The organism is Gilliamella sp. Fer4-1, from assembly GCF_001690515.1.
Taxonomy (GTDB): domain Bacteria; phylum Pseudomonadota; class Gammaproteobacteria; order Enterobacterales; family Orbaceae; genus Gilliamella; species Gilliamella apicola_C.
Genome location: NZ_LZGZ01000250.1, coordinates 1 through 1828, shown reverse-complemented (window position 1 = coordinate 1828; position 1828 = coordinate 1). Strand labels below are relative to the sequence as shown.

Annotated in this window: 2 protein-coding genes; both read right to left on the bottom strand. The window is 36.5% G+C overall.

The genetic code is table 11. The features are described 5' to 3' along the window. Positions 1 to 806, bottom strand: an 806-nt coding sequence (locus A9G30_RS08730; RefSeq protein ID WP_065588691.1) for a TIGR03915 family putative DNA repair protein, incomplete at its 3' end; no start/stop codon positions are given. Between the two features lie 3 nt (positions 807 to 809). Next, the coding region (locus tag A9G30_RS08725) for a putative DNA modification/repair radical SAM protein (protein WP_065588690.1) at positions 810 to 1828 on the bottom strand (1019 nt) is incomplete at its 5' end.

The following is a 1828-nucleotide window of genomic DNA, read 5'->3' as shown; positions in this document are numbered from 1 at the left end:
TTCAACATGAGTTTCATTTCTGGCAACAAATGCCAAAATCGACTTGGCATTTGTTGCCTTTGTAATTTTGGGTTGATTCGTTCTTTGATAGTTAACGCATTACAATAACGTAACCACATGGTTTGAAATAATGCTTCATCCCTAGCTAGATAATTTTTATTCACTTGACTGTTAATAATCAAATCATTTTTATCAGTCAGCGAAACGGGTTTAATGCTATGTAAATTATAAATATAACCATATTCGCGCTTTTCATCATAGATAGCCCACTTTTGATCAGCAAAACGATCTTTAAAAAACTTTAGTACCAACGGCAATACGTTATATATAGGAGCAATGATTGAAAAATAGATTTTATCTTCTTTATCATTAAACACATCTTTAACAGGATTATTTATAGCACTAAAACGTACAAATTGGATCACACGATGCCGTTCTCGACTAACTTTTTTAGCGATATCATGTACCGCCAGCACATCTTGATCGGCAAAATCGGTTTCGATTGATTGAGATGATTTAAATACCTTGCAAATATAGCGAAAAACGATTAAATCACTTTCGGGCAGTTCAGATAACCAAACATACATTAAATGGCGTAGAGCAACTTTACTAAGTTTGTTAATTAATGCCTTTCGAACACGCTCATATTTGGCATTATCAAATTCGACATGATGTGTGTCAGATACTAATAGTGGCTCTACTTGCTCTGTAGCTAACAAACATTCAGGCATTTTTTTGAGCTTAAAAGCCTCAAATACCGCACATAATAATCCTTCAAAGCTTTTATCGTAATAGAATGCTAACATGCTCTACCATCCCATGACTAGTTGCTGTGGAATATTATCTTGCTTTGCCTCTAACAAAGGGGGATCTTGCAAAGAGAGTCGGATATACTCGGCCGATGAATCAAGCACTTTAAATTTCCTCATTTCATGATAAACAATAAAAAATTGCGCACGCTTTAAAACAACGCCAATGCGCTTAAGCGCATCAAAAGTAAGCTTTCGATGACGCCTTGCCATCACAATCAACTTGGCCGATTTAATACCAATACCTGGCACCCGCAAAATTTTTTGGTAGCTATCACGGTTAACATCAACTGGAAAGCATTGTGGGTTGCGGATGGCCCAAGATAGCTTAGGATCGACAGTCAAATCAAGATCGGGGTATTGATCGTTAACAATTTCATCAACATTAAAATCATAAAAACGCAGTAACCAGTCCGCTTGATATAAACGGTTTTCACGTACTCTTGGCACCTCTTGCACTACAGGTAAACGTTTATCGTAACCATTTACAGGAATAAATCCCGAATAGTAAACCCGCTTCATACTAGGTCGTTTGTAAAGTTTGGCCGTTAATTGTAATATCTGTTTATCTGATTCATCTGTTGCACCAATAATAACTTGTGTACTTTGACCGGCGGGTACAAATTTGGGTGTAGCACGAAATTTTTTGCGATCTTCAATATTTTCTAATAGGTTTTGATGAATTTGACGCATAGGCTGATAGATGCTTTGGTGATCTTTATCAGGTGCTAATAATTTAAGATTTTCTTCGGTTGGAATTTCCAAATTAACACTCATCCTATCAACTAATATGCCAGCTTTATTAATTAGCTCGTTACTTGCGCCAGGGATCGCCTTCATATGAATATAACCATTAAAATCGTGCTCATGGCGCAAAATTTTTACCACTCTAATCATTTTTTCCATGGTATGATCGGGACTTCTAACTATGCCCGAACTAATAAATAAGCCCTCAATATAATTACGACGATAAAACTCAATGGTGAGGTTAGCCAATTCACGCGGAGTAAAACTAGCTC